At 50.4% G+C, this 26,209-nt stretch carries 24 protein-coding genes and 24 tRNA genes; 10 read left to right on the top strand and 38 right to left on the bottom strand.

Going from position 1 to position 26,209, the window contains the following annotated elements; translation table 11 throughout:
• On the top strand, positions 1-1,585 hold a 1,585-nt coding region (locus C1752_RS15450; RefSeq protein ID WP_233501625.1), incomplete at its 5' end, for a GDSL-type esterase/lipase family protein.
• Between the two features lie 139 nt (positions 1,586-1,724).
• On the opposite strand, the gene C1752_RS15455 is transcribed toward C1752_RS15450, so the two are convergent.
• Positions 1,725-2,888 carry a cysteine desulfurase family protein gene (locus C1752_RS15455; RefSeq protein ID WP_110986981.1) on the bottom strand — a complete coding sequence of 388 codons (1,164 nt, stop codon included), beginning with the start codon at positions 2,886-2,888 and terminating at the stop codon, positions 1,725-1,727.
• A gap of 154 nt (positions 2,889-3,042) precedes the next feature.
• On the opposite strand from C1752_RS15455, the gene C1752_RS15460 reads away from it, so the two are divergent.
• Complete coding sequence (locus C1752_RS15460; protein WP_233501626.1) at positions 3,043-4,380, top strand: hypothetical protein; 1,338 nt, start codon at positions 3,043-3,045, stop codon at positions 4,378-4,380.
• 274 nt (positions 4,381-4,654) lie between these two features.
• On the opposite strand, the gene C1752_RS15465 is transcribed toward C1752_RS15460, so the two are convergent.
• The 32 genes from C1752_RS15465 to C1752_RS15610 all read right to left on the bottom strand — a co-directional run bounded on the left by C1752_RS15465 (position 4,655) and on the right by C1752_RS15610 (position 13,987).
• Complete coding sequence (locus C1752_RS15465) at positions 4,655-5,890, bottom strand: RtcB family protein (protein WP_110986982.1); 1,236 nt, start codon at positions 5,888-5,890, stop codon at positions 4,655-4,657.
• A gap of 157 nt (positions 5,891-6,047) precedes the next feature.
• On the bottom strand, positions 6,048-6,380 hold the full coding sequence (gene mazF / locus C1752_RS15470) for an endoribonuclease MazF (protein ID WP_110986983.1): 333 nt from the start codon (positions 6,378-6,380) through the stop codon (positions 6,048-6,050).
• Positions 6,381-6,382: 2 nt separating this feature from the next.
• Positions 6,383-6,625: an AbrB/MazE/SpoVT family DNA-binding domain-containing protein gene (locus C1752_RS15475; protein WP_110986984.1), complete on the bottom strand. Its 243-nt coding sequence runs from the start codon at positions 6,623-6,625 to the stop codon at positions 6,383-6,385.
• 329 nt (positions 6,626-6,954) lie between these two features.
• Positions 6,955-7,413 (bottom strand): DIP1984 family protein, encoded by a 459-nt coding sequence (locus C1752_RS15480; RefSeq protein WP_110986985.1) that lies wholly within the window; start codon positions 7,411-7,413, stop codon positions 6,955-6,957.
• A 223-nt stretch (positions 7,414-7,636) separates the two neighbouring features.
• Positions 7,637-7,713 (bottom strand) — tRNA-His (locus C1752_RS28480).
• 5 nt (positions 7,714-7,718) lie between these two features.
• Positions 7,719-7,795, bottom strand: a tRNA-Ala gene (locus tag C1752_RS15485).
• Positions 7,796-7,798: 3 nt separating this feature from the next.
• Positions 7,799-7,871: transfer RNA gene (locus C1752_RS15490), tRNA-Arg, on the bottom strand.
• 81 nt (positions 7,872-7,952) lie between these two features.
• Positions 7,953-8,024: transfer RNA gene (locus tag C1752_RS15495), tRNA-Gly, on the bottom strand.
• A gap of 5 nt (positions 8,025-8,029) precedes the next feature.
• Positions 8,030-8,105, bottom strand: a tRNA-Thr gene (locus C1752_RS15500).
• 3 nt (positions 8,106-8,108) lie between these two features.
• Positions 8,109-8,185: transfer RNA gene (locus tag C1752_RS28485), tRNA-Met, on the bottom strand.
• Positions 8,186-8,432: 247 nt separating this feature from the next.
• Positions 8,433-9,110, bottom strand: coding sequence for an SMI1/KNR4 family protein (locus C1752_RS15505; RefSeq protein WP_110986986.1), 678 nt, complete (start codon positions 9,108-9,110; stop codon positions 8,433-8,435).
• A 177-nt stretch (positions 9,111-9,287) separates the two neighbouring features.
• Positions 9,288-10,583 carry an RNA ligase family protein gene (locus C1752_RS15510; RefSeq protein WP_110986987.1) on the bottom strand — a complete coding sequence of 432 codons (1,296 nt, stop codon included), beginning with the start codon at positions 10,581-10,583 and terminating at the stop codon, positions 9,288-9,290.
• 82 nt (positions 10,584-10,665) lie between these two features.
• Positions 10,666-10,738, bottom strand: a tRNA-Lys gene (locus C1752_RS15515).
• Positions 10,739-10,813: transfer RNA gene (locus tag C1752_RS15520), tRNA-Lys, on the bottom strand.
• A gap of 2 nt (positions 10,814-10,815) precedes the next feature.
• Positions 10,816-10,893: transfer RNA gene (locus C1752_RS15525), tRNA-Leu, on the bottom strand.
• 4 nt (positions 10,894-10,897) lie between these two features.
• Positions 10,898-10,971, bottom strand: a tRNA-Leu gene (locus C1752_RS15530).
• Positions 10,972-10,979: 8 nt separating this feature from the next.
• Positions 10,980-11,054, bottom strand: a tRNA-Pro gene (locus tag C1752_RS15535).
• A 5-nt stretch (positions 11,055-11,059) separates the two neighbouring features.
• Positions 11,060-11,136 (bottom strand) — tRNA-Leu (locus tag C1752_RS15540).
• A 55-nt stretch (positions 11,137-11,191) separates the two neighbouring features.
• Positions 11,192-11,265 (bottom strand) — tRNA-Leu (locus C1752_RS15545).
• Between the two features lie 157 nt (positions 11,266-11,422).
• Positions 11,423-11,497: transfer RNA gene (locus C1752_RS15550), tRNA-Gln, on the bottom strand.
• A 5-nt stretch (positions 11,498-11,502) separates the two neighbouring features.
• A tRNA-Asn gene (locus C1752_RS15555) sits at positions 11,503-11,578 on the bottom strand.
• 5 nt (positions 11,579-11,583) lie between these two features.
• Positions 11,584-11,656, bottom strand: a tRNA-Phe gene (locus tag C1752_RS15560).
• A 25-nt stretch (positions 11,657-11,681) separates the two neighbouring features.
• A tRNA-Arg gene (locus tag C1752_RS15565) sits at positions 11,682-11,758 on the bottom strand.
• A 4-nt stretch (positions 11,759-11,762) separates the two neighbouring features.
• Positions 11,763-11,846: transfer RNA gene (locus C1752_RS15570), tRNA-Ser, on the bottom strand.
• A gap of 5 nt (positions 11,847-11,851) precedes the next feature.
• Positions 11,852-11,936 (bottom strand) — tRNA-Tyr (locus tag C1752_RS15575).
• 96 nt (positions 11,937-12,032) lie between these two features.
• A tRNA-Glu gene (locus C1752_RS15580) sits at positions 12,033-12,109 on the bottom strand.
• Between the two features lie 34 nt (positions 12,110-12,143).
• Positions 12,144-12,214 (bottom strand) — tRNA-Trp (locus tag C1752_RS15585).
• Between the two features lie 96 nt (positions 12,215-12,310).
• Positions 12,311-12,382, bottom strand: a tRNA-Ile gene (locus C1752_RS15590).
• Positions 12,383-12,387: 5 nt separating this feature from the next.
• Positions 12,388-12,463 (bottom strand) — tRNA-Cys (locus C1752_RS15595).
• A gap of 206 nt (positions 12,464-12,669) precedes the next feature.
• A tRNA-Asp gene (locus tag C1752_RS15600) sits at positions 12,670-12,744 on the bottom strand.
• A 289-nt stretch (positions 12,745-13,033) separates the two neighbouring features.
• The gene (locus C1752_RS15605) at positions 13,034-13,417 is read right to left on the bottom strand and encodes an alr0857 family protein (protein ID WP_110986988.1); all 384 of its coding nucleotides are present in this window, start codon (positions 13,415-13,417) and stop codon (positions 13,034-13,036) included.
• 57 nt (positions 13,418-13,474) lie between these two features.
• The gene (locus C1752_RS15610; protein WP_110986989.1) at positions 13,475-13,987 is read right to left on the bottom strand and encodes an HNH endonuclease; all 513 of its coding nucleotides are present in this window, start codon (positions 13,985-13,987) and stop codon (positions 13,475-13,477) included.
• 502 nt (positions 13,988-14,489) lie between these two features.
• Between C1752_RS15610 and C1752_RS15620 the strand changes: the two genes are divergently transcribed.
• From C1752_RS15620 to C1752_RS15640, 5 genes are all read left to right on the top strand, one after another.
• Entirely contained in the window at positions 14,490-14,741 is a 252-nt protein-coding gene (locus C1752_RS15620; RefSeq protein ID WP_233501627.1) for a hypothetical protein, read from the top strand.
• A 178-nt stretch (positions 14,742-14,919) separates the two neighbouring features.
• Positions 14,920-15,492 (top strand): FxLYD domain-containing protein, encoded by a 573-nt coding sequence (locus tag C1752_RS15625; protein WP_233501628.1) that lies wholly within the window; start codon positions 14,920-14,922, stop codon positions 15,490-15,492.
• A gap of 152 nt (positions 15,493-15,644) precedes the next feature.
• Complete coding sequence (locus C1752_RS15630) at positions 15,645-16,073, top strand: hypothetical protein (protein ID WP_146242356.1); 429 nt, start codon at positions 15,645-15,647, stop codon at positions 16,071-16,073.
• 374 nt (positions 16,074-16,447) lie between these two features.
• Positions 16,448-16,723, top strand: a complete 276-nt coding sequence (locus C1752_RS15635; RefSeq protein ID WP_110986993.1) for an HU family DNA-binding protein — start codon at positions 16,448-16,450, stop codon at positions 16,721-16,723.
• Between the two features lie 186 nt (positions 16,724-16,909).
• Complete coding sequence (locus C1752_RS15640) at positions 16,910-18,697, top strand: sensor histidine kinase (protein ID WP_110986994.1); 1,788 nt, start codon at positions 16,910-16,912, stop codon at positions 18,695-18,697.
• A gap of 48 nt (positions 18,698-18,745) precedes the next feature.
• Here the strand turns inward: C1752_RS15640 and C1752_RS15645 are convergent, their stop codons facing one another.
• The 4 genes from C1752_RS15645 to C1752_RS15660 all read right to left on the bottom strand — a co-directional run bounded on the left by C1752_RS15645 (position 18,746) and on the right by C1752_RS15660 (position 21,745).
• Entirely contained in the window at positions 18,746-19,114 is a 369-nt protein-coding gene (locus tag C1752_RS15645; protein WP_110986995.1) for a response regulator transcription factor, read from the bottom strand.
• A 90-nt stretch (positions 19,115-19,204) separates the two neighbouring features.
• Positions 19,205-20,047 (bottom strand): DNA-formamidopyrimidine glycosylase, encoded by an 843-nt coding sequence (locus C1752_RS15650; protein WP_110986996.1) that lies wholly within the window; start codon positions 20,045-20,047, stop codon positions 19,205-19,207.
• 178 nt (positions 20,048-20,225) lie between these two features.
• Entirely contained in the window at positions 20,226-20,438 is a 213-nt protein-coding gene (locus C1752_RS15655; RefSeq protein ID WP_110986997.1) for a photosystem I reaction center subunit IV, read from the bottom strand.
• Between the two features lie 218 nt (positions 20,439-20,656).
• Positions 20,657-21,745 carry a histidine kinase gene (locus tag C1752_RS15660; RefSeq protein WP_233501629.1) on the bottom strand — a complete coding sequence of 363 codons (1,089 nt, stop codon included), beginning with the start codon at positions 21,743-21,745 and terminating at the stop codon, positions 20,657-20,659.
• Between the two features lie 281 nt (positions 21,746-22,026).
• On the opposite strand from C1752_RS15660, the gene C1752_RS15665 reads away from it, so the two are divergent.
• From C1752_RS15665 to C1752_RS15675, 3 genes are all read left to right on the top strand, one after another.
• Positions 22,027-22,803, top strand: a complete 777-nt coding sequence (locus C1752_RS15665; RefSeq protein ID WP_110986999.1) for a phosphoadenylyl-sulfate reductase — start codon at positions 22,027-22,029, stop codon at positions 22,801-22,803.
• Between the two features lie 124 nt (positions 22,804-22,927).
• A complete protein-coding gene (locus C1752_RS15670; protein ID WP_110987000.1) occupies positions 22,928-24,157 on the top strand; it encodes a DUF445 domain-containing protein in 1,230 nt (409 codons plus the stop codon).
• A 103-nt stretch (positions 24,158-24,260) separates the two neighbouring features.
• Positions 24,261-25,244, top strand: a complete 984-nt coding sequence (locus tag C1752_RS15675; RefSeq protein WP_110987001.1) for an ABC transporter ATP-binding protein — start codon at positions 24,261-24,263, stop codon at positions 25,242-25,244.
• A 16-nt stretch (positions 25,245-25,260) separates the two neighbouring features.
• On the opposite strand, the gene C1752_RS15680 is transcribed toward C1752_RS15675, so the two are convergent.
• Positions 25,261-26,178 carry a glycosyltransferase family 2 protein gene (locus tag C1752_RS15680; RefSeq protein WP_110987002.1) on the bottom strand — a complete coding sequence of 306 codons (918 nt, stop codon included), beginning with the start codon at positions 26,176-26,178 and terminating at the stop codon, positions 25,261-25,263.
• Positions 26,179-26,209: the final 31 nt, after the last annotated feature.

A 26,209-nucleotide genomic window follows, 5' to 3' on the forward strand; every position in this document is an offset into this window, starting at 1 on the left:
GAACGATACACTCACTGGCGGTGCAGGTGACGACACGCTCACAGGTGGTGCGGGTGATGACACACTCACAGGCGGTTCTGGTGATGATACGGTCATCGTTAATAACTTCAGTGGTCTAGACTCATTTGACGGCGGTGCAGGGCAAGACACCATCAGATTTGAACCCAGTGATGGACGCAACCTCACAATCTTTGTAGAACAAGGGGGCGTTGGAGATGGCCGGAGAGGGGGACAATCGTTTCAGAATTTTGAGCAAATTATCACAGGGAACGGCAACGACAACCTCATTGGTGATGCAAATGACAATAGCCTGAGCGCGGGTGCTGGGAACGATACACTCACAGGCAATGCAGGTGATGACGCACTCACAGGCGGTTCTGGTGAGGATCTACTAGTCGGCGGTGAGGGTGATGACACGTTGAATGGTGGGGGCGGAATTGACACTACCGACTACTCTGAGGCAGTCAGTAGTGTCAACGTTGATCTCACGGCTGGTACGACAACGATTACGTCCCCGATTAGATTAATGCCCTTGGGTGACTCAATTACAGAAGGGCTTGAGACCGATCCTGATGGAGGCTATCGTATTCCACTGTGGAATTCCTTTGTCTCAGACGGTTTTGACATTGACTTTGTGGGTTCTCTGCAAACAGGTCCCCCGACGATTGACGTTGATCATGAGGGTCACCGTGGTTTTAGGATTGATGAAATCGCGGATTCCGTTGATGATTGGCTCAGTACTGCTCAACCCGACACCATCCTATTGATGATCGGCACCAATGATATTCTTGGAAATTTTGACCTTGAGAATGCACCTGATCGGCTGAGTAGCTTAATCGATCAAATTACCGCTCAGGCACCAGATGCTGATCTATTTGTATCCTCCATCGCGCCAGGAGAACGGGCTGTTGACGATACTCAACAGACGATAGATTTCAACGCTGCTATTCAGCCGATTATTGAAGCCAAGGGAGGAAACGTCACTTTTGTTGATATCAATAGTCAACTATCTCTCAGTGACTTAATCGATGAGATTCATCCCAATGCAGTGGGTTACGAGAAGATTGCTGATGCTTGGTACGAGGCGATTGCTGATGAAATCTCTTCAAACAATATTATTGAGCAAGACACGCTGAACAGCATAGAGAATGTCATTGGGTCTACCTTCCGTGATACGTTAACCGGGAACAATGGTGCGAACCTGCTAACGGGTGGTGAGGGAAGTGACGTACTCACGGGGAATGGAGGCGGCGATAGTTTTGTCTACACGGCCCTCTCTGAGGGGGGTGATACGATTACTGACTTTGGCAGTGATGATTTCTTCCAAATTTCAGCCGCTGCTTTTGGGGGCGGACTAACCAGTGGGGTAGCCCTTAGTACGATAGCTTCAGCTGCCGGAAGCTTTGTAAGCGGGACCTCTCCTAGTCCTCTTGGGAGTAGTGCAAACTTCCTGTATGACACGAGCGACCCCAATCAAGGTGTTCTTCGCTTCGATTCAGATGGAACTGGCTCGTCGAGTTCGTCGATCTTGGCAACTCTTACGGGCGCGCCAGGTCTTACGGCCGATCAGTTTATTCTTGTATGAGCTAATATCCCTGCAGGTTAAAGCAATGCACGACTGTGCGACCGGGGTCATTAAGGGTGTCAAAGCGATGGCTTTGCAGGGGGATAAAGGGCATAGGCAAGGGTGTGCACGACACTTGTTTCTCTAGAGACCTGATTTCTCAAAGCTTGATGGCTCTGTGCGGCTGGCGCAGCGTTTGCACGGCGGCAATGACGTGAGATGCAGCCTGATTAATATCGGTGGCTGTATTGAAGCGGCCCATACCAAAGCGCAGAGAAGCACGCGCTAGCACCGGATCACGTCCCAGAGCCGTCAGTACATGGGATGGAGTTGGTTTCGCTGAGGCACAGGCAGAACCAGAGGAAACCGCTAGGTTAGGCTGCAGTTCACGCAAAAGACGAGTGCCATCAACGCCTACCACACTGATGTTCAAGCATCCCGGCAGGTGCTGAGTGGGATGGCCATTGAGATAAATACCTTCTAGCTTTTGGAGCTGATGCCACAGATCGTCTCGGAGTTGTGCCAGCCGATGGCCCTCTGTTTCCTGATGATGCATCGCGAGTTCGACCGCTTTGCCGAGACCAACAATCAACGGTGTGGCAAGCGTCCCTGACCGCAAGCTTCTCTCCTGACCGCCGCCGTGAAGTTGGCTTGCCATGCGAGTGCCTCGGCGCAGGTAAAGAGCACCGATTCCTTTGGGGCCGTATAGCTTGTGGGCAGTGATCGACAGGAGGTCGATCTGCATCGCCTCTACGTCTAGGGGGATTTTGCCGATGGCTTGGGCTGCATCGGTGTGGAACAACACCTGATGGCGCTGGCAAAGAGCGCCGATTTCTGCAAGAGGCTGAAGAACGCCAATTTCATTATTCGCAGCCATCACAGAGACTAGAACGGTGTCGGAGCGCAGGGTCTGCTCAAGCCGGTTGAGATCGATGAGTCCTTGGTCTTGAACCGGTAGATAGGTGACCTCAAAACCCAGCGTTTCAAGGTAGCGGCAGGGCTCGAGGACTGCATTATGTTCTGTTTGGACGGTCACAATGTGACGCCCCTTTTGGAGATAGGCTTCAGCGATTCCTTTGATGGCTAAGTTGTTGGCCTCTGTAGCACCGCTGGTAAAGATTATTTCTTCTGGGGTCGCGCGGATTACGTCGGCAAGCATACGGCGCGCCTGTTTGACGGCGGCCTCTGCTTCCCAGCCGAAGAGGTGACTGCTGGAGGGATTGCCTGGGTGTTCGGTGAAGTAAGGCAGCATGGCCGTGACCACTTCGGAGTCAACCGGTGTTGTGGCTTGGTGGTCTAGATATATAGGACGCTTGGCTACCATTGTTTTGCAGCAATGCTGTTTTGAATAACTCGCAGGATGTCTGAGGACGTCGGCTCTGGATGGCCGTTTTCTTCAATCTATCAAAGTGATCCGGATCATTCCGTTTCTTTTCTCCTGCAGCTATAAAAGAGAAGGGTTGTTCTACAGGTGTTTTATGGTGCGTCAGTTGAGTCGGTGTGTTTTGGGGGTTGCGTTCACCAAAGGTGGGCTTTGGGCCATCGCAACCTGTCTCTCGCCCACAATCATGGCGGCATCAGCCTTCGCGAATCCTGCATCTTCATTCCCCTCAACCGAGATAGAGGCCTATAGAGCCCAGGGCCAAGCGGGCCTCGAGAAGTTCTTATCCACCCATACTCCCAACGCTCAGGAGCTTCCGAAACCGGAGTTGCGAGCGGCCCTAGACGCTCTGTGCAAGCAACGAGACTGTCATGCATCCCGTTTATTCTGGTATACCGATCTGACTGCGGCAAAGGCTGAGGCTGTCGCTACTGGAAAGCCTATTTTGTCCCTGCGAATGTTGGGGAATCTTGATCAAGAATTGAGCTGCGCCAACAGTCGATTTTTCCGCGTTGCACTGTACCCCAATGCCAAGGTCTCGCAGTATTTGCGCGATCGCTATATTCTCCACTGGGAATCGGTGCGCCCTGTCCCTCAAGTCACCATCGATTACGGTGATGGCCGAAAGCTACAGCGCACCCTCACAGGCAACAGTATTCACTACATCCTTAACGATCGAGGACAACCCATCGATGCACTGCCTGGACTGTATGGGCCACAGGCGTTTCTCAGCCATTTGAAGCAGGCCAAAACCCTCAATCAAAGGATGTCCCAGCTCAAGCCACGAGCATCAACGAAAGAGTTGAGGATACTCCCGCTCGACCCGAAAAATTTATTGCAGAATTATCATCGCAGTCGTCTTACTGCAACCCAAAATCAGTGGCGATCTGACTTGGCAAATATTGGCATTGATAAACTTCCAGCGCTTGCGCCTTTGCCCCTTAGCACGCCATCTGCAATTGATGCCGGACGTCTGGCTATCGGCAAGTCTATGGTTGAAACGCCCCTGCTTTCTTCCGCGTTGGGACTCGCTGCAACGGCTGACCGTAATCGCACACAGCTTGAGGAAGCGACTAATACTGCAGTCTGGCGTAAAATTGCAGACCTGCATCAAGATCAATCTCAGCTTGATCAGAACAGTAAAATGCTGATGTTGAGCAAGAATTCAGCCCAGTGGTCACAAGCAGATGCCCAATTTGAGGCCACAGTGAAGAACTTTGAGACCGCCATGGCCCTCGATACCGTGCGGAATGAATATTTGCTCCGGAGTCAAATCCATCAATGGTTTTTGGAAGAAGCTGATACTCAAACGGTGGAAGCCCTGAATACAAAAGTTTATGCCGATTTGTTCTTGACCCCAGATTCAGATCCTTGGTTGGGGTTGCGATCGCAAAGCGCCTATAGTGCCATTGAAAACGACGGTTTGCAGCAGTAGCGATATTTTCCCCTTCGGCATCCGAACGGGTAGCAAGAGGCTATTAGGATCTATGCGTTCGCCGCTCTGCTCCGCCGATTAGACAGTCCGAGCTTTAGGAGCTCGTGTACTTTTGCCTTCGGCTTGAGTCAGAAAGAAGGCATTAGCCCCCCAACCACAATTCTGGGGGGCTAATGCAGAGTTGCACAGCTCCTTCACAGCCTGATGGATACGAGCCTTGAATCAGTAGAGGGGTGAAACCGATTCCCTCTTTCAAGACGGTAGCAAACTCGATTTACCCCTTCACATTCACCACCTGCCGTAGTGAATGCACTACATCGACAAGATCAGTTTGAGCCGCCATCACCTGATCGATATCTTTGTAGGCGGCTGGGCTTTCATCCAACACTTCAGAATCGAGTCGGGCCGAGATGCCTTTCAACGCCGCTTGATGTTGCTCAAGCGTAATCTCTCGGCGGGCTTGTCCCCGAGACATGCGCCGACCAGCACCGTGAGAACAAGAGCAGAAGCTATCTTTGCTCCCTTTGCCTTTGACGATGTAAGAGGCAGTTCCCATAGAGCCAGGGATAATGCCCAGCTCGTCTTCACGGGCGCTGACAGCTCCCTTGCGAGTCACCCAGACATTATTGCCATAGTGATTCTCTCTGCGAATGTAGTTGTGATGGCAGTTGACCGCCATCTCTGTCACAGAGACCTCTAGCTCTGGCAGCACAGATCGAATCGCCTCAAGCGTTCGCTTCATCATCACCTTGCGGTTGGCTAAGGCGAAATCTTGGGCAAAGGCCACCGCTTCGACATAATCGTCGAATAGCTCAGAATGCTCCACCAGATAGGCCAAATCCTTATCGGGTAGAAATTGATCGATAAAGTACCGTTCCATTTCTTGCTTGGCTTTGCGGATGAAGTAGGAGCCAATCCGGTTCCCTAGACCTCTAGAGCCAGAATGGAGCATGACCCAGATGCGATCGCATTCATCCAAACACACTTCAATGAAGTGGTTGCCAGTTCCCAGCGTTCCCAGATGACGGGCGTTGTTCTTGCTAATCGCCTTGGGATGCTTGGACTCAATGAGCTGATAGCGAGACTCAAACCCTTTCCAGAAGGTGCTGACAATCTCAGGCAGGTCATGCCATGCACCGCGATCGCCACGTCCCCCATTATCAGTCCGACCGTGAGGCACCACGGACTCAATGGCAGACCGCATCGCATCCAGATTATCGGGTAGGTCGTTCGCTGTCAGAGTGGTTTGCAAAGCCATCATCCCGCAGCCCAGATCCACACCGACGGCGGCGGGGACCACTGCGCCTTTAGTGGCAATGACAGAGCCGATGGTTGCGCCTCTGCCCCAGTGGACATCGGGCATGGCAGCGACATGTTTGTAGATGAAGGGTAGACTGGCGACGTTTTTGAGCTGTGCGATCGCTTCTTCGCCGACATCGACGCCTTTAATCCAGGCTTTGATGGGGTGCCCACTTTTGTGGGCCATGTACTCAAAATTTACTTTGGTCATTTTCTGACCTCCTTCATTGAGAAAAAATAAAATCGTTTTGCGATCGCGGTTTCATAAAGCCATCTGAAAAGCACCACTCCTCATGTGGAAGTGGGTAGTTTGCGATGGTCTCCGACCGGCCTTCGGCCATCGCAAGTCTTTTTGGGTGCTGGCAGAGTTAGGGAAGCAACGTTTTCAGCTTCTTCATAACCTCATCGACAATCTCATCAGGGAGCTTGGCAATAAATTCAACGTTGCGCTTCTGCCAATCTAAGCTTTTGACTTGATCCGAGAGAATCACGCCCGAGACCTTTTCGTTTGACGGGATAACAACTTCAAAGGGGTACCCCTTAACCCGGTTGGTAATAGGACACAAAAGTGCTAGACGGACTTTACGGTTGTAGGACAAAGGCGACAAGATCAAGGCTGGACGCCTACCGGCTTGTTCATGTCCTATCTGAGGATTGAAGTCAATCCAAACCACATCACCCTGTTCTGGAACATAGATCATGTTCACCAAGCCTCATTGCCAACGGAGGCTCCTGTCTCTACTTCAGCATGGATATTCTCTTCGGTAACATCTTCAAGTAGCTGTTCTAAGGAATAGCTGGCTTCAAGGATGGGAGTGATAACCAATTTACCCTTAACCATACTTAACTCAACTTCAGTATCAGGCCGCAGAAGGATCTCTGCCGCAAATGATTTGGGAATCCGTAGGGCTAAGCTATTGCCCCACTTTTGCACTTTAGTTTTCATCAGGCACTCAAAGGTATATACAAAGAGTATACGCAGATTTAACTGATTCGTGTATTTAGAGGTGAGATAGCACCTCCAAATAAATAGTCCCCGAACCCGCCCTCGCCAAATTCAACAGATCAACACAGGGTTGTTAGTCGTGACGGTACACAGTGCCCTTGTCACATTGCTGGGCGTCATTTGTAAGCGGGAGTCGAACCCATTTACGCTGGCCCGCAGCATACCAAAGGTTGTTTTACAGACAACGTGGTTTCCAACTTGCCCAGTTGGCGGGTTGTGTTCGCTTCTGTTGTCAGTAGCTACCAACTATTTTCTGTTTTCGCCCGAATCTAGGCATCCAGCAGCTCTACTTGCCAGTTCAGAGCCTGTACCTGCGCATCTAGGAGGCGATGCTCCTGGGAGGCACGGTCGATCTGCCGCTGTAAATCGGCAATATCAACGGTACTGATAAACCGCACTTCTGAACGGCTGTAACGATTTTGCGTAATTGAGGCTTCCTGAATTAAGTTTTCGAGGACGCTACGCTTGGTCATTAGTGTATCTCGCTGCGCTAGGGCGTCAGACAAGTTGCCGTTGTTAAACTCAGTGCTGGAGTTGGTGCGATTGATGCGCTGGATGAGGGTTGTTAGAGTTGCGATCGCATCTTCTAATTCCATCAACAGCTCTTGAGGGTTCTCAGGCGGCTGTTCACCCTCTTGCACTTTGGCACTGCGGTTTAGTCGCTGGCGTAGTTGCACAATTTTCTTTTGACAATCAGCCCGTTGAATTAGAGCTTCTGCAAGTTTCATCGGATTCACCTCCTTTGGATAAAAATATAGAAATCCACCAGGCAGGTACTGCCCCTGCTATGACTGTGTTATCAGCACAGCGCCTCACTTTTCGGCCTCTGGTGGAAAAAGGAAGAAGGAAGGTGGAGGAATCGAACCCCTACAGCAGGGCCATACCCTGGTTTTCAAGACCAGTTGCCGACCATTCAGCGGCACCTTCCATGAGCCAATCGTGCGAAAGAATTGGGTTGACCGACGGGACTTGAACCCGCTAACGCTAGAGTCACAACCTAGCTCCTCGTCCGCTTCGGATTCGGCCAACATAATGGTGGATTCTGGTCGGATTTGAACCGACATCTTTCTGCTTGCAAAGCAGATGCTTTCCCAATTAAGCTACAGACCCATACAGGAGTGGCAGGACTCGAACCTACACAGACCGATTTAGAAGATCGGTGCCCCATCCGTTGGGCGACACTCCCATAAAAAGCGAGTGGTGAGATTCGCACTCACGCGCTGGCGTTGGCACCGCCAGATGCTACTGCTACATCACACTCGCCTAAAGCGGATAATGGGATTCAAACCCATATCAAAAGGGTGGAAGCCTTTCGTGCTAGCCGTTGCACCATATCCGCAGGGTTGGGGCCGGTGACAGGAGTTGAACCTGCAACCTGCTGATTACAAATCAGTTGCTCTGCCAATTGAGCTACACCGGCAATTGGTAGCGGAGGTGAGAGTTGCACTCACAGATGTGCAGCTTATGAGACTGCCGAGCCTCTCTTTCTCCATCTCCGCCATATTGTTTTTGGTTTGTTTGGGGCTTCGTTGTTGGGTGCTGCGTTGGCCCCCCCGGCCCCCCAATTCTGGGGGGAGAGTGGCTGTAGGTTTTGGTTTTGTGGCAGGTTGGTTTGGATGAGTTGCGATCGCAACATGCCTCACCCTCACGAACGGGTTTGCAACACTCCTCATTAGATATGGCTAACTAATGGCTGCTGAAGACGTAATTGCTCCAATTCGCAGCTCAATTCTGTGGATCAGGTACCTTAATGGTTCTTAGCTTTTTGTCGCTTGTATTCGTAAAAAGCTTCATGCGCTTGCTTTTGGTCAGGATATTGCTGCATAAATTGAGCATATTTACGATCCTCTTCTTGAAACTCCGCGAGATCTGTAACAGCGATCAGGCCACCATATTCCTCTGAGAACGTGTAAGTGCCAGCATGAAGCTCATCAGCAAAGTTAGCTAACAAGGCTCTGAAAGATGGAGCCGACACCTCCATATCGAGGTCATCATGAATCAAAACTATAACTTGCCCTACTTGACCCTCTGGAGACGGATCTAGATCTAGACAACAGTGATCACCACACCCATTCCCCAACAGAGGAATCCATCGGAGATTGAACAAATCTGGCTTAATTGGTCCCTCTATTTCACGTTGAAAGTCTATTAGTGGCTCTGTTTCCAAAACCTCTCTCCAGATATCCCATTGACGAAAGATGTCCTCCAGAGAATAAAACTCTGTCCAGCCACTGAGAAAACCTTCCTCATCAAGCCTCCCGTTGTGAATTCGGTAAGACTCTCTCACATCTTCTGGGAACTCAATACCAAGCTTTGTCTCTGCATTCTTAATATCCTCTTCCGACGCACCTGGTTGAAGGAGAGGGATGATACTTGGTGCGTGAATAGCTAAGCCTGCCTCAATTCGATCCCAGATTTCTTGCATGCTCTTTGTTCTCTACCGCTTATGTTGAGAGGTCTCAGGTTCTTGTCCTCCCATGCTAACCGTAGTATTAGCCAGTGTTACAACGCCGCTAGAGTTCTTCGCTTTTGAAGCGACTCTCCCTCAGAATTGGGGGGCCAACGCAGAGCCTAACGGCCCAAACCAACCACCCCCAATCCTCTACTGAGCAACCCCAACCGACATCACCCGATCGCGGAACCACTTCTTCCCCGCATCAGTGACAGCCCTGTTTACATCCTTCCAAGAAAGCTGAGCCACTTCAAGTTCAGCCCCGCTCTCCTTCTGGACATCCATCGCCAGCCACTTCAGAAACGCCCCCATCTGAGATATCTCCAAACAACCGCTGCAGGCTTCAGTCACCCCCTGCTCCAACCGAGCAGAAGTCACCACCAGATCCACAAACTGATCAATACTTTTGACCCGCTCAGGATCAAGCTGCACCGGCTTTTTGGTCTTAACTACCTGATGCTTTTCCCCCTTAGCCTTGAACATCAGCTCAGGATAGGTGAGACGATCAGCCGGGATGCTCTGGGGATAAAGCACAACACCTTCCCCCAAACCTTCAATCCCGAAGGTATCCTTCACCCAAGGATCGGTGTGTTCCACCTCAGTCACGAGTTGATTGATCGCTGTAGCAGCAGATTCCAACTGGTCTCGGCTACCGTAATCCAGCGTCAATGGCTCCCCCATGAAAGGCAGCACAAACACATCAGGGTGAGCAGGCAAAAGCTCAGCAATCTTCTCTGGATCAACCTCCAGCTTGGCGACTTCGTTTTCGACCCCGCCGGTCTGAACTGCAAAAACAGCAAAGATTTTGCGATCGATTTGAGAGATCGCCGTCCGTTTCTGAATTCCCTGACCGCACCATTCACCAAACAGGGTGAGATGTTCACGGCCCGCCAACCGAGCGAAATAGTCGATGTGCTGGCTCACCCAATGGGCAAAGCCCATGTTGTCATCGCCCGGCGTAATAATCTGAGAACGACTCTGAGCCGCCACCCGACCATCCGAGAACACCTGTACCCCAGCATTGGTACCATCCAGCTTAATTTTGGCTCGATAGGTCACTACCGGAGTGGCATCCAGAGCGATCAAATTCCGACGGACGTTATAGAGCAACTCCATACTCGGCCACCGCTGTAGCTGCACCGACTGGGCGACTGACTTTTGACAGTACAGATCAGATAAATCTTGCCCTACAGGTGCATCTGTTTTACCCAAAGCCATACCGTAGGACACTAACCCCCGCAGCCTAGTGGCTTTAATTTTAGTGCCATCTTTGAGGACGGAGTTGACTTGAGCGATTGAGATGCGATCGCCCACCTCATAAACCCGCTCCAAATTAGCAATAATCTGAATCGCGGGGCATCCCGGAGCCTGCATTGCATAGACCTTGAGCGCATCAGCATTCAGATGCTGATTGACGCTTTTAACTTCCATAACCATGACAGTCATCACACACCTCCTTTGGTTAGCTGACTACGGTGAATAACATAAACAATAGAGAGACTTAGCTCCCTCACCCCAGGGGGGATGATGGGCTGTGTAGGGATCGAACCTACGCACTTTCGCTTAAGAGGCGACTGCTCTACCAACTGAGCTAACAACCCTGGTGGGCCGCCCAGGGGTTGAACCTGGATCTATCCGCTTAAAAGGCGGCTGCATATCCGCTCTGCCAGCGGCCCATTGGTACTCCCGACAGGATTTGAACCTGCAAAAACTCTGTCCCTCAAACAGAGGCGTTTACCGATTTCGCCACGGGAGCGAAGTACTCCTGGTGGGAGTCGAACCCACAACCTCTGGTGTCTAAGACCAGCGCCTCTTCCGGTTGGGCTACAGGAGTATGAACAGTCCGAGTGGCAGGATTTGAACCTGCGACATCCTGGCCCCAAACCAGGCGCGCTGACCAAGCTGCGCCACACTCGGATACTTGGTACTCCCGGTGAGACTTGAACTCACAACCTCTGGTGCTTGAAACCAGCGCCTCTTCCCATTGGGCTACAGGAGCATAAAAAATTGAGAACTTGAAAAACGGATCTCGGAACTGTTCTCCGAATACCCGATACTCCTGGCGGGAGTCGAACCCACAACAAACTGTGTTTAAGACAGCCGCGTCTACCAATTGCGCCACAGGAGTAAGAAAAGGAGACGTGAAGAGATCCAGGCAAATGGTCACTTTCAACAACCTCCAACTGCCCCGCCAGGGTTCGTTCGCGTCAGCGTTTCCGAAGGAAATACCTAGAATTTCGCTGTCAAAGAGCGAAGTGTTTCCAGTTACACCACAGGGCAAGGAATGGATGCCGAGGTAGGGGTTGCACCTACAACCTCCTGATTCAGAGTCAGGCGACTTGCTATTCGTCCACTCGGCAATGAATGGCTGGAGCGAGAGGAATCGAACCTCCAACTACCTGATTAACAGTCAGGCGTTCTGCCAGTTGAACTACACTCCATCAAGCCCCCCAGGTCGGTTTTGAGCCGACGACCTCCTGTACTTCACACAGGCGCTACTACCTCTGAGCTACCGGGGGATAAATTGACTTGCACAATTGGAATTGGCGAGAACGGAAGGACTTGAACCCTCAATCTTCAGATTCGTAGTCTGAGATGTTATCCAGTTACACCACGTTCTCAAAGCGGAGAGAGAGGGAATCGAACCCCCAGTGGACTAAATCCACGACTGTTTAGCAAACAGATTGCCTTGCCAATGGCGATCTCTCCATGTTTGGTAGGTCGGGCAGGAATTGAACCTGCAACGCAATCAGCGACTGCTTTACAGGCAGTTGCCCACACCAGTAGGCGAGCCGACCTATGTGAATAGCGGTACACGTATCGATGAGGGCGTTCAAATGGCTGCTCCCATGTGTGCTCAAGAAGAGCTGCCCTCACTCAGCCGGGTACTGCTATTGGGAGTGGTGACGGGGATTGAACCCGCAATCACTTGGATGAAAGCCAAGCCGCTTAAGCCATTTGCGTACACCACTTCATGAACTGCCTGAACCAAACCAGTTCAGGCAACGCGGAGACTAGGATTTGAACCCAGAACATCAGCTTTGGAGGCTGAGGTGTTGCCATTACACCATCCCCGCATATTGCAACTGGCGTATTGATTAGGACGTCTTAAAGGTTGAACCCGATCTAGAGTGTTCTTCCATCGTCTTAACTCAACAGTCAGTTGCGATAGGTTGCAGTGGCGGGAGTTGAACCCGCATCTTCTTGGTTATGAGCCAAGCGCCTTGCCGTTAGGCTACACTGCGCCACTTGGAGTCCAGGGTGGGATTTGAACCCACGATATCGATGTTGCAGACCGACGCCTTTGAGCACTTGGCAACCTGGACACATGACTAATGACAAATTGTCGCTAGCAATAAGAAGTCTCGACGGGAGTTGCACCCGCTTCTCCTTGGCTGAGAACCAAAGCGACTTATCTAATCGTCCACGAGATATGGCGACACACGTATTGATGAGGACATCATCTTGAGCAAAGAAACGATGGGTTCAAACACCAATGTCCTCACTCAGCCGGGTGTTGCCATACTTGTAACGGGGGAAACGAGATTCGAACTCGCGATCTTTCGCTCGACAGGCGACTGCTTTAGACCGGCTAAGCTACACCCCCAGAAATGGCGGTCAATGCATTGAGTCAGACGTTTAATCGCTTTAACGATTCGGGAGAAGGCTCCCATTTCTACACTCAGTTGTTGACTGCCAAAATGTGGCAAATAATATTCAGTTGTCTAGGTTCAGAAATTGTTTTTGGCCCCGAAGGTGGAGCGCATTACATTTATACTACAAACATACTACATAAATGTCAAGGGCATACTACAAGATTTTTCAGATCCTTCTAAAAAAGGAGAGGATGGGCTACCTCAAGAGAGTCAAAACCACCTCTCCTTTATGGGTTTGAGCTAAATTACAGACGTGAGGGGTAAACCCGCCGCATGCCACAAACGATGAAGAATGAGTTCAGTCTCATAGTCGTAGGCTGCGAGAAACATCCCTTCATGGGCGTCGATGGTTTGAGCCATCCAGGTGCCGCCGAGATCAACTTCGACATATTCGGCATCGACACAGGTGATCTCTAGGGTCTCGGCATATCGGTGCAGAGCCGCATCTAGAGCCTCCAGTCCAGGCGCTTGGATGGGAAGCAAGAAAGACGCTAGGCCCATCTCGACGTGCAGGCTTCGACCGATGCGAACGCTCAAAATCACGTGCTGAGAGACCACCGCCTCTAGGGAAGCTGCTTCGTAGTCCATGTGCAGCCCCAGTTCGGTGTAAATCAATTTCAACATCTTAGCTGTCTCCTAAAGTCTGGGTTTAGTGAAGGAGAACAGAGACGGCCCTAGTTCTCAGGGTGTGGGCTGGCTTTTCCAAAACTGGTCGGCAAACGCCACGGCGGGATGGATCGGTGCTTTGGGTTTGGTGAACAAGGTCATGCCTGCTTGTTTGGGGGTGCGATCGCTTTTCCCACAGTTACAAGATTCACAGGCGGCAACCACGTTGTCCCAGGTGTGCAGTCCACCCTTTGAGCGCGGAATCACGTGATCGAGCGTCAGCTTCCGGCTGCTGTTGCAGTACTGGCAGCGATGCTGATCACGCTTGAGGACTTCGCGCCGATTCACCGGAGGAATCTTCCACTGGCGCTCTGGGTTGCCCATCAACAGGCGGATGTGTTCTGAGACCTGGAGGATCGTGGAGGGCGATCGCACTTCCCACATCTGGGTATTACCAAAGTCCAGCGCCTCAGCCTGTTCCGTCACCAGCAGCACAATGGCGCGCTTAATGTTGATCTTGGCTAGGGGTAAATACGCCTTGGAAAAGACCACCACGGAATTTTGTAATACGGCGTGTTGTACAGTCATCGGTCGAAACTCCTCAAAAAAAGAATCCCCGCTCTACACAGGGCAGAGCGGGGATTCAGCAAGATTAATGCCGGTCGTTATGTCGGTGCGAGGTCGCACCTTCCGCTCTTGATATTTGGATCTGGGTATTGTCTATCGGAAATAGGTTCCCAATTTATGCCTTCTAAGAAACTGCAGCCGAGTCCCGTCAGGGTCTCAAAACCCAATCGCGCAGCAGTTACCGCAACACAATGTTTGTGCTGCGACATTCGGCTGGCTGAGGTGGGTCTGCGTTTCATTTGAAGATATTGATCCAGAGCGGATTAAATACTACGTTTGTAGTACCCAATCTTGCACAGGTTTTCAGCTTCGTCAAGAAATTTGGCAAAATTGCCGATGTGAAGGGAATCACTCGCGCTTTTTTGCAATCTATCAAGACATTACCGACAGACGACAAGGAAGAAGTAAATCAGTCATCACTCTTTTCTTCGTTCAACATCTGGAGCAAACAATACAGAGCATGATGCAGAGTCAGAAGCTGTTCAGGCAATCTGGGTTTGGAATTTGGAGGATTTGCGATCGCATCCAACCTACCTTCGATAATCGCAACAATCTGACCAGTCCCCCTCATACCTTACAGATCCTGAAGCGGGCACAGAACTGGTTGCGACTGCCCAGCCCCATTGGGTTTTTGATGGTGCGCAGCGATCAGTGGCACTTGATTTCACATCTAGTTCTAGAAAGCCGAGCGGAGGTTAGACGTGCTCCCGATTGATATTAGCGTCTGTCCTCTACAGCTTTTGAGATTATTTTTATTCATAGACAAAAAATAAATATCTGTCTTGAGATTATCGCTACGATAAGAATGAAACAGTTGCTCAACGGCTAATGATCTGACTCTACTTGAGCAGATGGAAGACAGTCGTTCTGCGCCCTTGTTAGGAGGTTCAGTAATGTCTAAGATTTCCAGTGCGATTGCACACACAGGTTTCGGTATCACCTTAATCGCAATCTCAAGCTTGATCGCTCCCGCCGCCCAGGCCCAAGAAAACATTATTCAAATTGGGGGGTCTCCTGACGAGCAGCAATATTACCGATCCTATTGGAATGATCTAGTCGAGCTGGGGTCTCAAGCCTCGCAAGAACGACGGCCCCAAGAAACAAGCCGAATAGAGGCCGATCCAGAAGCTGACTTAGAAAAGATTGTTCGTAATTTAGATATTCGCGAGTTAGTCTTAGAGCCGATCATTCGGTTGAACGGTTCGTCTCAGGTCTTCGGTATCTTGGTCAACAAAAACCCTGACCCCGTCACAGTGTCAGCCATCAACTTTGAAGTGTTAGATGAAGACGGTAATCTACTTCAAACCGGCAGTGCTCAGCCCGAACCCAGCACCTTGGCTCCTGGACAGGTTGTTACCTTTACCAAGGTCTTGCTCACGATTCCCCCTGATGCTGGGTACGAGGTGACATTGTCAGAGCCAACTTTTGTCATTGCTCCAGGCCAAGCAGGCAGCTCGGTGCGCTAAGCAGCACTAATCTCTATTAATTTCTATTTCTGATCAGATCACGAAGCCAGTCTTGGCGATTACTCAGCTATCCCTTTAGGACTGACATGCCTAGCTGAAGTCTCTACGCTGATTAACATCAGCAAAGACAAAGAATTCAGGAGGTCATGATCATGGCTAAGGCTGCGATCATTTTAGCAACAGCGCTAGCGTTAGGAACAACGGCTCTCCCAGCCTCAGCGCTTTCCACTCAGCATCAGGTTTCTGCAGCGAATCCTGATGTATCACTCACTGAGGGGATCGGTTCAGGCCAATTGCTTGCCGGAAGAAGGCGCAGAAGAGGCCGATTTGAACGACACGGGGGAAGCTTTAAAAGACGGAGGGGGTTCTGTCGCCGGTCCTGGTCTCGACGAAAATGTGCTTTTGAAAAATTCTATGCCCGAAAGTGTCAATATCGATATCGCCGCAGAGAATGCAAGCGCATTTTTTATAGCCGATTTGATAGATATGATCGAGGTAATGACCGCTTTGACGTGTACGACGATCGCAATGACATCCGCATCGATCGCATCGCAGACTACATCCTCAAAGGCATTTTTTAACGACTAAATTTTGCTTAGGGATATCTATAAAAGGGCCAGCCAGACGAAACAAGAAGCGTTGACTGGCCCTTTCTGGCGTCTGTCCAGCAGTTCCGATCACCAAGCTATGCCTCATTCCATCGGCGCAGATCCACTCACCAAGTTACTCACTAGAATCACTCATTGCTTATTCAATCTGAAAATTTCGCTTTACGCTTAACAGCCTTCTTACGCCTGACCAACGCCATCTAAGATTACAGCAGACTATAGGGTTCTCCCACCTCAACGTCTCTGAGAGTAGGCACTCTAAGGTTTGTACAGTTTTTTTGCTAAATGCAATCAGACCGAAAAATCTTGCTATAAAGTTCTCAAAAATATATATGAGGATCTTTTTAATGAACAAGGGTGAATTAGTTGATGCCATTGTTGAAAAGGTTGATATTACAAAGAAGCAGGCTGACGTTATTTTGACGGCTGCGCTAGAGGTTGTCGTTGACACCGTGAGCGAGGGCGATAAGGTTACCGTTGTCGGTTTTGGCAGCTTTGAACCTCGCGATCGCAAGGCTAGAAATGGCCGCAATCCACAGACGGGTAAAACTCTCAAAATCAAAGCCACACGAGTTCCTGCCTTCAGTGCCGGGAAACTCTTTAAGGAAAAAGTCGCTAAATAAATCTATACCTGCACGACATTAGAGTTCTGCTGTCGTTAAACCTGTTGGAGGCGAAGAGCCAAACTCTTCGCCTCTATGGGTAATAATTTTTTACTACTTTCTGTCGCTGCATCCTAGATTCAGCACCAATTTGCGCTACATATTGAGAGAGTTAGAGAAGCCTTCGTTTTTGCAAAGGAGCAAAACTTGCCGGTTCAGTTTCGCATTCTCTCAGAACTCTTCAAAGCGCGACTATCACGGCAGATTGAGCTGTGGATCTTTCTCAGCATCCTTGTCATCGAGGCGATTCTGCTGATTCCTTCCGTTATTCGGCGTGAACAAGAGTTGCTATACCAGTTAAGTGCCGTCTCCTCTGCGCGGGCCTCTGGCATTCTTAGCTCACTGCCCCAAATTTCTGGCCCTGAGCTGCTTGAGCAACTACAAAAGCTGCAGGCAGACCCCGTTGTATTGGGAGGCACACTCTATCGCGCTGATGGCAAACGGATCGGACAGTTTGGTGAACCGCCGGAGCTGTCCTACCGTAAAGTTACCCGCAATCAGCAAGCCAAAATTCTGGATCGCTTCGGGCAACGCTATGACTCAGCCTGGATGATGGTTCCGTCTAGCAAGAAATATACATTGATCATTCGCCACGACGTCACTCAGGTCCAGCACGATATCTTCGCATTCGTGGGGCGTATTTCCCTCCTAGTGCTGATCATCTCAGTCTTTGTCACTGTAGCAACCATGATTGTGGTCTACACCATTGTGATCACCCCTGTCCTGCAGCTCCGCGCCGATCTGCTGCGGGCTGGGGAACTTGCCCTCCAAGATCAGCCACAGACAGCTCCCCCTTTTGTTTCCCTTGATCACCAGCGCCATGATGAGCTAGGGGACGTGATCACAGCCTTTGGACAGATGTATCGGCAGATCTCAGATGCGATCGCACAGCGTAAAGCTAGCGAACAGCGATTTCGGGCCTTAGTTGAACAAGCGGTCGATGCTATTTTCGTCATCAATGCCCAAGGCCGCGTCGTTGAAGTCAATCAGCAAGCCTGTCGCAATCTAGGCTACACTTCCACAGAACTCCTGATGCTCTCCGTCCCCGACATCCAAAAACAGCTAACCGCAGCAGACTTTAAAGTTCTCTGGCAGCGATTAACCCCCGGCATTCCTGTCACCATCGAAGGGATACATCGGCGTAAAGACAGCAGTACATTCCCTGTAGAAGTACGCCTCGGACTCTTTGAATTTAGCGATGAGCAGTTTATTCTGGCGCTGAGTCGAGATGCGACGGAACGTAAAGCAGCAGAAAAATTGACGGAACAGCTCGCTGAGATTGGCGAGTTAGCCACCATGATTGTTCACGAAGTCCGAAATCCACTCACCACAGTGTTAATGGGGCTCAACGCCTTCAAAAACATAGACCTGACCGAGCGGTTCCAAATGCGCCTAACCCTAGCGTTAGAAGAAGCAGAGCGGCTACAGCGCCTTCTCAACGAGATCTTGCTCTATGCGAAACAGCAGCAGTTAGAACGCACAGAACTAGATGTCAATCATCTGATCACCGACAGTATGGCATCAATCAAAGCTATTCCCTCTGTGGCCGAACGAGAACTAAAGATTGAGCTATCGGCTGTGCCTATCACTATTTCTGGCGATCGCGATAAACTACGCCAAGTCTTTATTAATCTCATTAGCAACGCCAGCGAAGCCTCCCCACCCGGAGAGATGATTCAATGGCATGTTGAAGCGGACCCAGTTCGAAACCGGGTTACCATCCGCGTCAAGAACGGGGGAGAGCCAATCCCCGCTGCGACAATCCCTAAGTTGACGCAGCCGTTTTACACCACCAAGTCTTCTGGAAATGGTCTAGGCTTAGCCATTACCAACCGAATTGTAGAGGCCCACCAAGGCACATTGCTGATTGAGTCTTCTGAGCTAGGGACAACAGTAACCGTTTCACTACCGATGCAGCCGAGTCGTCCGTCGTAACTTTGCTCTGGGGTCGCGTCGGGTCAAAGACCGACACAAGATTAGGTCCTAAGCCACCAGGGCCTGCTGCTCATCAATCACCTGCAGTAAGCTCTCAGTGCTGAAAGGCTTGACTAGATAGTCCGTACCGCCTGCCCGCAGTGCAGCTTTACGACGCAGATCGTCTCCTAGCGCTGTCGCAAAAATAATCGGCATCATCTTGCCCGCAGCACGGAGGCGTTGACAGATCTCTAGCCCCGTCAACTGCGGCAACTGCCAATCTAGAACGATGATATCTGGCGCTTGCGTCTGAGCCAAATGCAAGCCCGTCAGCCCGTCATGAGCGACAGTTACTCGATAACCTAGATCGTTTAGATCCAGCTCTAGGAGCCTGGCAATGCTTGCTTCGTCTTCAATGAGCAATACATGGATATTCATAGATCTTAGAGGGCGCTACCAGATTTGTACATTTTTATTCTGCGCGATGCCCCTGAAACCCAGCTAATCGCTATCTTAAGATTGGCTGAGTTAGACTTGACATTGGCGACAGAAGTGAGTTGAGCGGCCAGCCAACTTCATTCGATCCAGCAAGGTGCCACAGCTGCGGCAGGGTTGGCCTGCCCGACCATAGACCCAGGCAACGCCCCCATAATTGCCATTGATGCCCAAAACATCTCGAAAATCGCTGAAGGTGGTTCCTCCCTGCTCTAGGCTCGCGGATAAAACCTGAACAATTGCTGCATGTAGGCGCTCCACCTGTTGAGCAGTCAGCTTAAGACACAGAGTTGTGGGTAAAATACCGCTGACAAACAAAGACTCGTCGGCATAGATATTGCCCAACCCTGCCACAATGGACTGGTCGAGCAGGGCTGATTTAATCGAACGACGGCGACCGCTGAGCTGCTGCTCTAGGTAAGGCACAGAAAAATCAACAGAAAGCGGCTCCGGGCCAAGTCGCTGCAGGCCAGAGATAACGGTTTCGGGAGCAGTTCCGGGCGCCACCCACCACATCTGTCCAAAGGTACGTTGGTCTACAAAACGCAGCTCTTGCTGATCGGCAAAGAAGAGGCGTACGCGCGTATGCTTCTGCAAAGCGTCATCACGACGGAGCCACAGGAGCTGTCCCGTCATTCTCAAATGGACACCGAGCCAGCCTGCAGGCTGCGCCTGAGACGTCAGCTGCCCTAGCAGATATTTACCGCGTCGCTGCCAAGCTTTAAGATGCATATTTTGTATCCCCACTTCAAACTCAGCAGGGCTAGGATAAGCAATCGTCCGAGGATAGAGAACCTGAGCACCTAATAGCGGATGCCCGCAGGTTCTTTGGTCTAGACCTCGACGTACGGTTTCAACTTCAGGCAGCTCAGGCATGGAACTCGCTTACGGGTGAGGGACAAAGCTTCTAGACGTTGAGCATCTACTGCTTACCAAACAGAAGCACCCTTCTGCCGATGGGCAAGTAAGGGTGCTGGATACAGTAAAGATATTTAAAACCGTAAAGGAAGCTGGCGTCAGGTTCAGGTCAAGGACTTTAGATGCCCTTCCCCCTTTATTTCACTTCCTCTAATTCATTCATTGCAAAGTTATTGGTGTTGACACCACTGGCACTACCGCTATAGCCGGTGTAATTAACAGTGCTGAAGCGAACAATCACGGGATACTTCGTCGTTTCACTTTTATCAATAGAGGCAACTGTGCCAACTTCCCGATACCAATAGGATTCGGGACGAAGAATTTTAACTTTAGAACCACGCTCAACCATGAATCTTAATACCTTTAATGATGTGCAAAAGGATCAATTAACCTCAGCCTACTATGCTCCCGTATCACTCGAAACATCAACTCTATAAACTTTTATAACTTGTCTGGTGCTGGAATGAAGCGTGGAAAGCTAATTCGCGATGGCGTATGGCTGGTTTGCGATAGCCTGCGGTTTGTCTGTCTCGAGAAAGAAAAGCTGCGCTCAAGGGAGTCACAACCTCAAAATTGATAAACCGGCAAAGTGAAGTGAAAACAGCTCCCCTCATCTAAAGACGACTCAACCCAAAGCTTGCCGTAGTGCGCCTGCACAATTTGCTGACAGAGAGCCAAGCCAATGCCATAGCCCTCTTGGTCTTGATCGCGTGTGAGACGGAACCGGTCAACAAAAATGTATTTCTGTTTTTCCTCTGGGATGCCAGGCCCATCATCTCGGATGCTGACCTGAACTTTCTGAGTGGTGCGATGGAGCAGAGAAACTTGGATAGTGCCGCCGCAGGGCGTATACTTCAGAGCATTTTCGAGCAAATTGATGAGAACCTGACGCACTTGATCAACATCACCGTGGACCCATGGCAGATCGGCCGGGAGATCAGTTTTTAGAGTCTGTGCCTTCTCTGCGAAGTGATGGCTTAGATCATCCAAAGTTTCTTTACAGAGGGTTACTAAGCTTAGCTTTTTGGGCTGGATGTCGAGGGTGACACTCTTGCCCTGCGAGGCCTCTAAAACGCTGGTAATCATGCGTTCAATTAATCGGATTTGAGTGTGAGCATGATCCGAGAGCTTCATCAACATCTCTTTTGACAAAGAGGTCGGGTTGTCTGAATCCCACTGCCCGTCTAAAGTTTCAATTGCGATTGCAGCCGCCGTGAGAGGGTTCCGTAAGTCATGAGCGAGCATCGCCATAATTCGGTCTTTAAACTTGAGCTGCTCCTGCATCGCTTCATTTTGCTGATGCAGTCGAAAGATCTCGTCAGAGAGTTTCATGATCTGAGTTGATCGAGCCAGCGAAGGTTGCCCCCCCTGCTCAGGCAACTCCTCAAGCTCTTGACGCCAACGAGGCCAGCACTCATGGAGCTGAGCCAAAAGATTACTCCCAGCCAATACCTGCGTAGGTTCAGGATGAATTTTAACGAGGGCAGGCGTCACCACTAGCCGGTAATACTCTACTAAATAGGGCTGATCTGAAACTTCCACCACGTGCAACTTGACGCGACAGCTCACGTCTAGAGCGTCCAAATAATCTCGCACCTGCTGAATCTGCTCTTCAGCTGTCGCTCGCTTCTCAATAAACAGCAGAAGCTCTAACAACGGCTTCGCACTCTTGTTACAGTCCAGAGGTTGATCAGAAAAAGGGCACATGGCGAGGGACTGGAGTTCAACCAAACAGCCTATAAAAACGAGAAATATTAACTATTTTGAACAGACTATTAATTAAATATTAAATCACTGCGGGTCGATACGATGGCGAAACCTCGAAATAGGATCCCCAAGATCTGCAGAGCGCGCCTGTGTGGTGTCGCGTCAGGCAACCATGCTAAAACTAGACTTGGCTGTCCTCTTGAGTTGAGGCCAAGACGCTTGATTCTCTAATGCAACATTCCCCAACTGACCACCGCAACGTAGCCGCTCCTCTAAAAAATCAGTTAGAGGCAGTTAACCACCAACTTGAGAGTGCCAAGGCAGAGCAAGTTGTCAATTGGGCCGACGAAACGTTTGCTCAGGGACTTGTGGTGAGCACAAGTTTTGGCATTCAAGCCGCCGTGACGCTGCATTTAGCCACGCAGGTGCAGCCCAGAATACCGGTGATTTGGGTTGACACAGGCTATTTACCCCCCCAGACTTATCAGTTTGCTGAGCAGTTGACAGAGCGGCTACAGCTCAATCTTCAGGTTTATCAGTCTTCCGTCAGTCCAGCGCGGATGGAGGCCCTGCATGGAAAACTCTGGGAGCAGAATAGCGTTGAAGCGCTCAACCAGTATGATCAGATTCGCAAAGTAGAGCCCATGCAGCGGGCGCTACAGGATCTTAAAGCCACTGCTTGGTTGGCAGGGCTGCGGCGCGGTCAAACAGACTATCGTCAGGGGCTACAGATTGTAGGTCAACAGGCAGGCTGCTACAAGATCCTGCCAATTTTAAGCTGGAACTCAAAGGATATCTATGAATATCTAACGGCACATGACCTGCCCTACCATCCTCTTTTTGATCAAGGCTACGTTACCGTTGGAGACTGGCACTCTAGCCGCCCGGTAACCGGCGAAGATGACAGCGAGCGGGATACCCGTTTCCAGGGATTAAAGCAGGAGTGTGGTATACACCTGCCGCAGACGTTAGGAGAATCGCAAAGTCTGGACTCTAGCAGTTTGTAATGGTCTGATGGCAAGACAATCAGGCATGAAGCCGAGACTCTGCTCTGTGGCACATTGCGCAATCGCAATACGCCCCCTAGATTGATAGAAGTGCGGTCTGCACTGTTGGACGGAGGAGGTCCGTTTGAACTGGTCTACGCTATGGGTGATTGCCTTGCCACCGGTTGCGGGTGGCGTGATTGGCTACTTCACCAATGATCTGGCGATCAAAATGCTGTTTCGCCCCTACCGCGCCATTAAGCTAGGCGGGCGAGCGCTGCCGTTCACTCCAGGCCTAATCCCTCGGAATCAAGATCGGCTAGCGCAGAAGGTCTCTGATGCGATTATGACATCGCTGCTGACGCCAGAAGAGCTACAGGCGATTGCCCAGCGGCTGCTGCAAACAGAGCGGATTCAGAGCATTATTTTGTGGCTGCTGCGGCTGGCGCTCGATCAGGTAAAAGCCGACAAAAAAGAGAAGACAGCCGCCATTCTGTCGCTCATTCTTCATGATTTTGCCAGCCAGTCTCTGCCTCGGCTAGTGGCCCAACTGGCGGAGCAAGATGACTTCTTGGAGGCGCAGCTCAACCAAATTTTTGATCAAATTGTTCTAGATTTGCAGCTCAATGAAGCGCAGGCTCGGCAATTGGCGGACTGGGTGCTGGACGATGTTTTCCCGGTCAAAACGCTGCGATTGATTCTCACCGACTTTCTGACGGATCGCAATATCGCTACTTTAGATGCCAGCTTTCGAGAACGAACGCGGGGCACCTATTGGCTGGTCGCCAACGCGGTGGGGGCCGAAAGTGCACTCGTCCGTTTCCGCACGTTTCTCATTGAAGAACCCCGTGCAGCCACGCTGGTGCTGAAGGATCTGATTGTCTCTTTAGGGATGCGGCAAGGGCTAACGGAATGGTTCTCTGGTTTTTCACTGCAGACGCTACCGAATAAAACGGTAAAAGAACTGCGTCGCGCCTTCCGTGAAAGCGTACGCAGCTATACCCAGACCCGTGGGGAGCCGGTGCTGCAAAGGTTAACGCAATCCTTTGACTGGGACGAGACCGCCAAGGTTTTAGTGCAGCGGTTAAGTGTCTCAGAGGCAGTAGCTGATTCTTTGGATACGATTAGCCAAGAGTTAGCGTTGATTTTAGAACGTTACCTAGAAGGTGATTTAGAGCAGTTAGTGGCGAAAGCACTTCCCATTCTGAATCTAGATCAGGTGATTATCGATCGCGTCAATCAGACTCCACCAGAGGATTTAGAGACGGCAATTCAGGGCATTGTTAAAACAGAGCTGCAGGCTATTGTGACGCTGGGTGGTGTTTTAGGAGTCTTGATTGGTCTACTGCAGTCAGTGTTATTGGTGTTTCGTTAGGCAGCTTCAATTGTTAATCAAGGTTGCTTATGCGGGCAACCTACAATATGAAGGGCTAAGACCCAGTGCTGCTTTACTTTACTGGTGAACTGTAAAGAAGATTATGACTACGATTACCCACCCTCGAACTGAACCGTTGCAGACAGAACCGCAGCCAATTATCCAGACGTTCAATCTCCAGAAGGCTTATCGAACCGGCTTTTGGATGAACAGAAAGGTTTCTTCGCTTAAGCAGTGCAGTTTACAGGTGATGCCGGGAGAAACGTTTGGACTGCTCGGTCCCAATGGAGCGGGTAAAACGACGCTGCTCAAGACGCTGCTGGGGATTGCCAAGCCCACTGCAGGGCGTGGTTTTGTATTGGGTAAACCGTTAGGCGATCGCAACGTCAAACAAAAGATTGGCTATTTGCCTGAGAACCCTTATTTCTACGATCATCTAACGGGCTGGGAGTTTTTGGAATTTATTGCGGGCATCTTTCAGATTCCGGCGAAGGTGCAGCGGCGGCGCATTCCTGAACTGTTAGATCTGGTGAAGCTAGACCGATCAGCGGCGAAGAAAAAGCAGATGCGGAAGTATTCGAAGGGGATGCTGCAGCGGGTCGGGATGGCCCAGGCGCTGATTAATGATCCAGAGCTGGTGTTTTTAGATGAGCCAATGTCGGGGCTTGATCCACTAGGGCGCTACCAAATCAGGGAAATTATCCTGTCGCTGAAGCAGCAAGGCAAGACGGTGTTCTTCAATAGTCATGTGCTGTCGGATGTGGAAATTATTTGCGATCGCATCGCCATCCTCGCCAAGGGAGAACTAATCTGCGAGGGCACGATGGATGAGTTGCTCGGCACTAGTAGCGAACATTATCAGGTGAAAGGGAAAGGCGGCAGTCAACAGGTGCTGCAGGACTGGGTTGCCGATCTTGATTTCCAGGCGGGGCAGTGGCGCGGTCGGCTGCAGGGAAATGCAGAAGATTTTTTGCGATCGCTCTCGGCAATGGAGGCCACATTGCTCAAGTTGGATTTAGTGCGGCCTTCGTTAGAGGATTTCTTTATTCAGCAGCTGCGCCAGCGCGATATGCAAATCAGCCGTTAGGTATTCTAAGTCAAACCTATCGGTTGCGCCTTTTATATTCAGAGAACAACTGTAAGACTCCGGCCGGAATCATTAATGCTAAGAAACTAGAAAATTGATACTGCCCCTGCCTAATATTTTGAAATAGGGCCCCACCATAATACTGAATCTTCTCTGTTTGATACATCCACTTACTACCCAGCAATAGAAGCTCGTTGGCGCGATACTCCAGTCCAGAGGCACAGTAGATATCGAAATGTGATTCGGCAAGGCGATACCAGGCTAGCGGGGTTACTTGGCGACTATTGCTACCGAAGTACTTGCGCCAGAGATAAATCGGTTGAGGGGCATAAGCATAGGAACAACCCGTTGCTAGCACACGCACCCAAAATTCAACATCGTGTAAATCTTGAACCCCAAAGTTGAGATCGTAACCACCAACACTTTGCCAAAGTTTTCGCTTAATAGGAGAAGTCCCCAATAAAGTCCAATTAGAACTAAGGGACAAGGGGCGAGCTTTCAATTGGTAGCTGAGAATGGGTTGCCCGGGAGTAATGCACTGAGCTGGCTGCTGGGGATTATCTTGGCGCAGGTAGTCTCCAAAGATAAACCCAGCCGCTGGGTGCTGATCAAAAACATTCTGTACTGTTGATAAAGCCTCCGGCGGAAGCAAATCATCCCCATCTAGCATTAAGCAAATATCACCAGTTGCAGCTTGCACACCATCATTACGTGCTGCTGAGGTACCACCATTCTCATGACGATTGATAACGGTCACCAGAGGATTAGCGTCAAGGGTTCTGCAAGCCTTAATCGTTTCAGGATCCGTAGAGGAATCATTCACAACAATAATTTCCAAGGGAGTCTTAGACTGACTTATGACACTCTGGACTGCCTCATGCAATAAATCACCTTCTGAGTAACAAGTGATGATGACTGAAAGCGTATGGGACATCGTAAAATTTATTTCACTAAGGCCAACGAAC

It is taken from the genome of Acaryochloris thomasi RCC1774 (genome assembly GCF_003231495.1).
GTDB lineage: Bacteria > Cyanobacteriota > Cyanobacteriia > Thermosynechococcales > Thermosynechococcaceae > RCC1774.

What these genes read in the sequence shown, in the direction of transcription:
- C1752_RS15620 (WP_233501627.1), top strand. Translation starts at nt 14,490, where the DNA reads ATGCAGAGTCAGAAGCTGTTCAGGCAATCTGGGTTTGGAATTTGGAGG.
- C1752_RS15610 (WP_110986989.1), bottom strand. Translation starts at nt 13,987, where the DNA reads ATGACTGTACAACACGCCGTATTACAAAATTCCGTGGTGGTCTTTTCC.
- C1752_RS15650 (WP_110986996.1), bottom strand. Translation starts at nt 20,047, where the DNA reads ATGCCTGAGCTGCCTGAAGTTGAAACCGTACGTCGAGGTCTAGACCAA.
- C1752_RS15460 (WP_233501626.1), top strand. Translation starts at nt 3,043, where the DNA reads ATGGTGCGTCAGTTGAGTCGGTGTGTTTTGGGGGTTGCGTTCACCAAA.
- C1752_RS15635 (WP_110986993.1), top strand. Translation starts at nt 16,448, where the DNA reads ATGAACAAGGGTGAATTAGTTGATGCCATTGTTGAAAAGGTTGATATT.
- C1752_RS15480 (WP_110986985.1), bottom strand. Translation starts at nt 7,413, where the DNA reads ATGAAACTTGCAGAAGCTCTAATTCAACGGGCTGATTGTCAAAAGAAA.
- C1752_RS15630 (WP_146242356.1), top strand. Translation starts at nt 15,645, where the DNA reads ATGGCTAAGGCTGCGATCATTTTAGCAACAGCGCTAGCGTTAGGAACA.
- C1752_RS15475 (WP_110986984.1), bottom strand. Translation starts at nt 6,625, where the DNA reads ATGAAAACTAAAGTGCAAAAGTGGGGCAATAGCTTAGCCCTACGGATT.
- C1752_RS15465 (WP_110986982.1), bottom strand. Translation starts at nt 5,890, where the DNA reads ATGACCAAAGTAAATTTTGAGTACATGGCCCACAAAAGTGGGCACCCC.
- C1752_RS15510 (WP_110986987.1), bottom strand. Translation starts at nt 10,583, where the DNA reads ATGACTGTCATGGTTATGGAAGTTAAAAGCGTCAATCAGCATCTGAAT.
- C1752_RS15680 (WP_110987002.1), bottom strand. Translation starts at nt 26,178, where the DNA reads ATGTCCCATACGCTTTCAGTCATCATCACTTGTTACTCAGAAGGTGAT.
- C1752_RS15665 (WP_110986999.1), top strand. Translation starts at nt 22,027, where the DNA reads ATGCAACATTCCCCAACTGACCACCGCAACGTAGCCGCTCCTCTAAAA.
- mazF (WP_110986983.1), bottom strand. Translation starts at nt 6,380, where the DNA reads ATGATCTATGTTCCAGAACAGGGTGATGTGGTTTGGATTGACTTCAAT.
- C1752_RS15675 (WP_110987001.1), top strand. Translation starts at nt 24,261, where the DNA reads ATGACTACGATTACCCACCCTCGAACTGAACCGTTGCAGACAGAACCG.
- C1752_RS15645 (WP_110986995.1), bottom strand. Translation starts at nt 19,114, where the DNA reads ATGAATATCCATGTATTGCTCATTGAAGACGAAGCAAGCATTGCCAGG.
- C1752_RS15505 (WP_110986986.1), bottom strand. Translation starts at nt 9,110, where the DNA reads ATGCAAGAAATCTGGGATCGAATTGAGGCAGGCTTAGCTATTCACGCA.
- C1752_RS15605 (WP_110986988.1), bottom strand. Translation starts at nt 13,417, where the DNA reads ATGTTGAAATTGATTTACACCGAACTGGGGCTGCACATGGACTACGAA.
- C1752_RS15625 (WP_233501628.1), top strand. Translation starts at nt 14,920, where the DNA reads ATGTCTAAGATTTCCAGTGCGATTGCACACACAGGTTTCGGTATCACC.
- C1752_RS15455 (WP_110986981.1), bottom strand. Translation starts at nt 2,888, where the DNA reads ATGGTAGCCAAGCGTCCTATATATCTAGACCACCAAGCCACAACACCG.
- C1752_RS15655 (WP_110986997.1), bottom strand. Translation starts at nt 20,438, where the DNA reads ATGGTTGAGCGTGGTTCTAAAGTTAAAATTCTTCGTCCCGAATCCTAT.